At 44.3% G+C, this 7,018-nt stretch carries 7 protein-coding genes and 1 pseudogene; all 8 read right to left on the bottom strand.

What is annotated here, in order from left to right; genetic code table 11:
- Positions 1-149: pseudogene (locus tag ACO4PX_RS07315) on the bottom strand (oxaloacetate decarboxylase subunit alpha); the annotation flags it as partial.
- A 12-nt stretch (positions 150-161) separates the two neighbouring features.
- Positions 162-1,310 (bottom strand): sodium ion-translocating decarboxylase subunit beta, encoded by a 1,149-nt coding sequence (locus ACO4PX_RS07310; protein WP_485521761.1) that lies wholly within the window; start codon positions 1,308-1,310, stop codon positions 162-164.
- A 23-nt stretch (positions 1,311-1,333) separates the two neighbouring features.
- On the bottom strand, positions 1,334-1,711 hold the full coding sequence (locus ACO4PX_RS07305) for a biotin/lipoyl-containing protein (protein ID WP_314635562.1): 378 nt from the start codon (positions 1,709-1,711) through the stop codon (positions 1,334-1,336).
- A gap of 9 nt (positions 1,712-1,720) precedes the next feature.
- Positions 1,721-2,518, bottom strand: a complete 798-nt coding sequence (locus ACO4PX_RS07300) for an OadG family protein (RefSeq protein ID WP_485572134.1) — start codon at positions 2,516-2,518, stop codon at positions 1,721-1,723.
- Between the two features lie 9 nt (positions 2,519-2,527).
- Positions 2,528-3,901 carry a carboxyl transferase domain-containing protein gene (locus ACO4PX_RS07295; RefSeq protein WP_485572133.1) on the bottom strand — a complete coding sequence of 458 codons (1,374 nt, stop codon included), beginning with the start codon at positions 3,899-3,901 and terminating at the stop codon, positions 2,528-2,530.
- A gap of 113 nt (positions 3,902-4,014) precedes the next feature.
- A complete protein-coding gene (locus ACO4PX_RS07290; RefSeq protein ID WP_485572132.1) occupies positions 4,015-5,433 on the bottom strand; it encodes a methyltransferase RsmF C-terminal domain-like protein in 1,419 nt (472 codons plus the stop codon).
- The gene (locus tag ACO4PX_RS07285; RefSeq protein WP_448975190.1) at positions 5,434-6,558 is read right to left on the bottom strand and encodes an AI-2E family transporter; all 1,125 of its coding nucleotides are present in this window, start codon (positions 6,556-6,558) and stop codon (positions 5,434-5,436) included.
- Positions 6,530-7,018 (bottom strand): O-antigen polymerase (locus ACO4PX_RS07280; protein ID WP_485572131.1); only part of this gene is annotated, 489 nt, incomplete at its 5' end. The genes ACO4PX_RS07280 and ACO4PX_RS07285, both read right to left, overlap by 29 nt.

The following is a 7,018-nucleotide window of genomic DNA, read 5'->3' as shown; positions in this document are numbered from 1 at the left end:
GTTGCTCCTCCCCAACATTCCACCGCATGGTATCCTACTTGATCCATCTTGTCCAAAATAGGCTCCATTAATTCACTGGGCATTCTTGTGGCAATCAAGGACTGATGAGCATCTCTCAGCACGGTCTCCGTAATCTTAACTTTTGCCATATTTTCCCCTTTCTATTTCACTCCAAACACAGCCATAAAGATTCCTGCTGCAACCGCCGTTCCGATAACACCTGCCACATTCGGTCCCATGGCATGCATTAAAAGGAAGTTGGTCGGGTCTGATTCCGCTCCCACCTTTTGGGATACTCTTGCCGCCATAGGCACTGCGGAAACGCCTGCGGAACCGATTAACGGATTAATCTTCTTTCCGGAAGCATAGTACATCACTTTTCCGAGAAGTACACCTGCCGCTGTTCCGAAGGCAAAGGCTACCAGTCCCAAGAAAACAATCTTTAAGGTATTTACATTTAAAAAGGCTTCTGCAGAGGTGGTTGCTCCTACAGAGGTTCCCAGTAAAATAACCACAATATACATCATGGCATTCGCCGCAGTATCCGTTAGCTGCTTTACCACACCGGACTCTTTAAAAAGATTTCCCAGCATCAGCATACCTACAAGGGGTGCTGTGGTGGGTAAAATCAAGCAAACCACAATGGTTACCACAATGGGGAACAGAATTTTTTCCAGCTTGGAAACCGGTCTTAACTGCTCCATCTTACACATCCGCTCTTCCTTAGTGGTTAAAACCCGCATAATAGGAGGCTGGATGATAGGAACCAAAGACATATAGCTGTACGCCGCAACCGCAATAGGTCCCAGCAATGCCGTCTGTCCCAGCTTATTGCAAAGGAAGATGGAGGTTGGACCGTCCGCTCCTCCGATGATGGAAATTGCCGCAGCCGCCGCTCCGTTAAAGCCAAGGAAAATGGCAATAAAGTAAGCTGCATAAATACCGAACTGTGCCGCCGCTCCCAGTAAGAAGCTGATGGGGTTGGCAATCAACGGGGAGAAGTCCGTCTGGGCTCCCACTCCCAGGAAAATCAAAGACGGTAAAATAGTCCATTCATCTAAACGGAAGAAATACCATAAAAGCCCCCCGGTTCCATTGATGGACTTTTCCGGGCTTAACATAATATCCGGATAGATATTTACCAAAAGCATTCCGAAAGCAATAGGTACCATCAATAAGGGCTCAAATCCCTTGGCAATTCCCAGATACAGGAAAACCAGGGCAACAAGAATCATCAGGTAATTTCCCGGAGTAAGATGAAAGAAGGCCGTTTGCTGTAGTAGATTGGATAAGGTCTCTACTATATTCATGAAAATATCCTCCTATCCTAACTTTAGGCGTTTAAGCTGGCCAATTTCGCACCGGATTCTACGCTGTCTCCCACCTTTACATTAATGCTTGCCACAACACCATCCTGGGGGGCTACAATATCATTTTCCATCTTCATGGCTTCCAGTACCAGGAGTACATCTCCCGCCTTTACGCTGTCCCCTTCCTTCGCCTTCACCGCAAGGATCTTTCCGGGCATTGGTGCGGATACTGCCACATTGCCTTCCTTGGCAGCAGATGCTGCAGGTGCGGAGGCTACAGGAGCAGAAGCTGCGGGAGCGGATTTCTCCACTGCCTTTGGAGCGGAAACAACACCGCCGTTTTTCTCCTCTACTGTTACATCATAAGCTACACCGTTTACTGTAATTGTATACTGCTTCATAATCTCTCCTTATCTCCGTCTTCTAATCGAACGAACCACCAGACCGTTGTTTAATTCCTTGGCATCCTTAAAAGGATTTTCCACGACCTGCTCCGCTTCATAGGCCTCAATAGCCGCCATCATTACAATGCTTAATACATCCTCGGGGATACCTTCTTCTTTTTCTATAACAGGAACCACACGCTTGGGAACTTGCTTTTCTACCGCCTTAGCTGTAGGAGCCGGCATCTTTCTCTTAGCCTTTTTCTCTTGGTGTTTTTCTTCCCAAATGTGAATGTACTTAAACAGGCTGATAATCCAGGCAATGAAAATGAGTACGGCAAAAACCATTCCCATTCCCACCAATAAGTTTTGTCCTGCGGAAGCCATCTTCTCTTCCATACTGTACTCCGGAACAAAACTCATGGAGGTAAAACCGCTGTAATCCTCTTTTAAGGATGCATCAAAGTCTAATTTTCTTTTTTCGAACTGTGCCACAAGATGGAACTTGTATTCTCCATTCTCTTTTGTGACAATGTTCTCCTTGACCTCCTGAAATTCTCCCAGCTCCTCTTTGTCATTCTTGAAATTATTTAAGGCATTATAGAGAACCTCTTCCTTAGCCTTGTAGGCCTCCTGAATCCCCTGATTAAGACTACTCTCATCCTGGGTTACCATAGAGGTAAAATACTGCTCTATCGTTTGTTCAAGTTCAGCCGATGTGGAAGGATCCAAGGCTTCCGCTTCCACAGTCTTCTTTCCGCAGGAAAGCAAAAAGAGGGACAGAAGCAAAGTACAGAGGAGGAATATTTTCTTTATTTTCTTCATTTTCCCCTCCTAGTTGCTTCCGAATTTTTTATGAAAATCAAAGTTAGCCTTTCCGTATAACATTTCAAAAGCGGAAATAATTCTTTGACGGCTTTCCTCCGGTAAAATCAAATCATCCACATATCCTCTCTTTGCCGCCGCTAAGGCAGAGGATTTCTCCGCTAAAAATTTCTTACTTTCCTCTTCTCTCTCGAAAGCGGATTTTTCAGGATACAAAATATCCGCTGCGTACTTGGCATCCATAATGGAAATCTCAGACTCGGGATATGCATAAACCAAGTCCACCCCCAGACCCTTGCTGCCAATTGCCGCTCCTGCGGAACCGACAGCCTTCTTCACGAGGCTCACCATAGGCACGGAAGCATTTCCATAGATGGAAAGAAGGCTCGCCATAGCCTTTGCCATGTGCTTTTCATTGCAAGAGCAGTTTTCAAAGCCCGGCACATCACACACTGTCAGGATAGGAATAGAATAGCTGTTACAGAAGCGAAGGAATTGATCCATCTTTTCCACTGCCTTCCAATGTAGAGGCTCACCATTAGTAGCCACCGCACCCACAGTCTGTCCGTTTAAGGAAATAAAGGCAGTAACCGCCCCTTCTCCAAAATGGGGCTTTACTTCAACGATTCTTCCTTCATCCGAAAGAGTTTCCAGCGCCTCTCTCGGTGCCAATGCAAAGAAGCCCTCCACACTGCGGTTTAAGCTGTCTTCCACATCCTCCTGATAAGCGGCATCTTCATTATTGGCAGGCAAAAAGGCAAAAGCCTTACGGATTTCCGCAAAGATTTCCTCTTCCGTGCCGTAAAAATCAAGATTTCCCTGCTTAGCCTGAGCTTCCGCTTTCGCAAAAGCCTCATCCTTATTGCCCTCCACTCCGTCAGGAGCGGTAAGAAATAATCTGGCCTCCTCTTTTTCCATAAAGGAAAAGTCGGAAAGAGAAGGAAGAATGGCAAGACCTCCTCCTACCTGTCCGAAAATCACGGTATATTGGGGAACCAGGCCCTTTGCCTTTGCCTTTTTCTCGTAAATGGTGGAAAGGGCAAAAATAGCATCTGTGGCTTCCGGAATACGAAGTCCGCTGGAATCCAGTAATTCCACCACAGGGCATCCCATCTTCATGGCTGTATCATAGAGACTTGCAATCTTCTTTCCATGCATCTCTCCAATGCTTCCGGAAAGTACCTCTCTGTCTTGTGCATAAATATATACCGGCTTACCGGAAATACTGCCATACCCACAAATGACCCCATCAGATGCTTCCTGCTTTTCTCCGGCATTAAAATCCGTACTTCTGCTGCAAACATGGGCACCGATTTCCACAAAACTGGATTCATCCAGCAAGGCCTCTATACGCTTCCTTGCCAAAGAGTTACGCTGATCCATAATCTTCCTCCATTTCTATTTTGGGGGCAAATTGCCCTTTTAACATGGCTTATTGTAAACGATAGCAAAATCTAATTCAAGCCAAAGAAATAACAAACTTTTAATATATGCTTCTATTTTTTAAAGCGTATTCCCTTAGGATAGAGGTTTCTTAGTCGTCCGTTTCGGTAATATCCAAAGCCTAAAGAAAGTCCGTCACAGGCACAAAGAGCCAATCCTTTATCGCTTTCTTTATCGCTTTTTTTATTGTTTAGCTTTCCTTTCCTGTCCGCCATAAGAAAATTCCGAAGCTCTTCTTTCTCTACCGCTATTTCTTGTCCATTGAGATAAGCCTCTACCCTTCTGTCTTCTTTTACTAAGGAGAGTCTGTAAAGCAATTTGGTCTCCACCGATTTTTCCGGAAGCTTTGTAAGAGCCTCTCCCCATTTAGAAAGGTCGATGGCATGGCTTAAGCTGTGGCTCCATTCCCATCCCTTCTTTCCCTCTTCCAACACGGCAATGCCGATGCGAAGAAGAGGCAAGGATAAGAAGCATTTTAAAGATGAGGGATAATAAAAATATTTTTTGGCCTTCTTCTCCCACAGCATGGAAAGCTTAGAAGTGTCCACATCCTCTCTCTTTAGGTCATTTCCCTGCTTACGAAATATGGCATAGTATTGTCCCTCTCCCACACTGTTATGAAAATAAAGATGCTTATCTCCCAAGAAGCTGAGCTCCGGATGCTTTTCTAAAATCCACTCCCGCATCCCTTCATTTTCCTCTTCGGAAAAGGTACAGGTGGAGTAAGCCAAAAGCCCACCCTCTCTAAGCATTCCTATGGCATGGTCCAGAATCTCTCTTTGTAAGGCTGCACATTGGGAAACCTTCTCTAAGGACCAATCCGCTATAGCCTCCGGATTTTTCCGAAACATCCCCTCTCCGGAACAGGGCGCATCCACCAAAATTCTGGAAAAGAATTCCGGAAATTGCTCTTCCAGCTCTTCTGCGGAGCAGGAGCTTACCGCCACATGGCTATACCCCATCCTTTCCACATTTTTGGAAAGATTTTTGGCTCTTTCCATAATGAATTCGTTGGAGAGGAGGATTCCGCCTTCCTCTGTCTTTAGGCAATCGGCAATCTGTAAGCTCTTTCCGCCCGGACTTGCACAAAGATCCAGACATCGATCAAAGGGGCGAAGCTCCATATAAGGAACCACCGACATGGCGGAAGGGTCCTGAATATAATAAAGCCCCGCCTCATGGTAGGCATCGTGCCCGATTTGCACTCCTATACTTTGCAAATACTCTTCATCACAAAGGTATTCCCTGGAAGATTCTTTTATTAACTCTTCCAGCTTCCAATTTTCCTTCCAATCCTCTAACGGAAAATCCGGATGAGCCTCCACTTTCTGTAGGTTCAGCCGAAGCCCTCGCTTCGGAGGCATAGAACAGGCTTCTAAAAAAGCCTCCCAATCCTGCCCCAGCCTGATTTTCATTCTTTCACAAAACTCCTCAGGCAATGAAATATGATTTTCCTGACAGCTCTCCTTCATTTACACTTCCTCATCCTTTTTTACACCGGCATAGTCTAAAAGCATTTTCCCTAAGGCCTTTCCGGCAGAGAAAAATCCGGAGAATGCTCCGTAATGATAAAAACGCACTAAAAGCATTCCAACTGGCAGAGCCAAAACCATTCCGGAAATCCCGTAAAGCTTATAGCCTAAAAAGAGGAAAACCAGAGCCAGTAAAGGGGGAAGCCCCACCGCATCCCCAATGATCTTCGGCTGCAAAATCTGTCGAATCATCTGGCTTAGAACGTAAATCAATAAGAGAGCCAAAAAGAGTAAAAATTTGCCTTTTAATAAAATCAGAGCCATCCAGGGCCACATAATAAAACCGACGCCGAAAACGGGGAGGGCATCCAAAAAAGCGGTTAAAAAAGCCAAAGGAATCGCAAGTTCCACTCTCAATAAAGAAAAGCCTACGCTTAAAAGAATAAACACGCAAAACATGATTTGTATTTGCGCCCAAACATAGCCCTTTAAAATCTTTTTTCCGTCCTCCTTGAGAAGCTGCATATATTTTCCGAACTGCTCCGGAATATTTCGATGGAGAATCGATAACAGCATTGCTCCTTCCTGGGAAAAACAAAGGGCAGACAGTATGGTAATAATCAAGTAAAGGAACAGCTCCGGTAAGCCGCTAACCACATGCAAGGAAAATTGCAAAGCCGGAGAAGTCCATTTATTCATCATGGTTCTTCCTAAACTATCCAAAGTGCCCGGAAGATCCGATAGCAGATTTTGAATCGAGGGAGGAAAGTATGGTAAATTTTCCTCTATCGCCTTCTCCAGTTGCCCCTTTAAATCCTGAATTTCCAAGGGCAAATGAGAAATGCGCTGCTTAATCATGGGAAGTCCCAACTGCATAAGACAAAAGCAAAGATAGAAAAATAAAGCAAAAATAGCTAAGGTCAGCACCAGAGATATTTGCTTCTTCTTAAAAAACGGAAATCTCTTTTGCAAAAAAGAAATCAAGGGATTTAAGCAAAAAGCAATAATCGCCCCAAGAGTAAAGGGAAGAAAAAAGAACAATAATTTAGGGAGAAAATACAGAAAGAAAAAACATACCCCCAAAGGAAAAAGCATTTTATAAAGATACAGCAGAATTTTTTTCATGAACAAATCCCTTCCATAGAACTGCAAGCACCAGCGTCACAGCAAAGTAAAAAATGCTGGAGGCATTGGAAAACCAGGTGGTAAAAAAGGAAAAGAGAAAGTAAAAAGCAAATTGTATATATAATGCGCCACCAAAAGGATTTTTCTCTTTCCTTGAAAGCTCTTTAATCCGGGAAGAAAGCATACCCAAAATCAAAGAGAAAAGCATAACGCCGAAAAGACCGAAATCATAGTATGCATCATACAAAATCCCCAGGGTAGACAGCTCCTCCTTGGTTAAATAAATCGGATAAGCCAAGGGAAAATCAAAAAAGAACTTTGCCCCGGAAAGAGTTAAAAAGGGATATGCCATACGAAAGCCATGGGAATGTTCCTCTATGTTTATTGTCAGCAAATTGAAGTTCTCATAATTGTTGGCAACGTACATATAGGGCTGTACCAAAAAGATCGGAAGCTTATC

This window comes from Oribacterium sp., assembly GCF_057249185.1.
The sequence above is the reverse complement of the archived record's forward strand: the minus strand, read 5'-3'. Positions and strand labels throughout refer to the sequence as shown.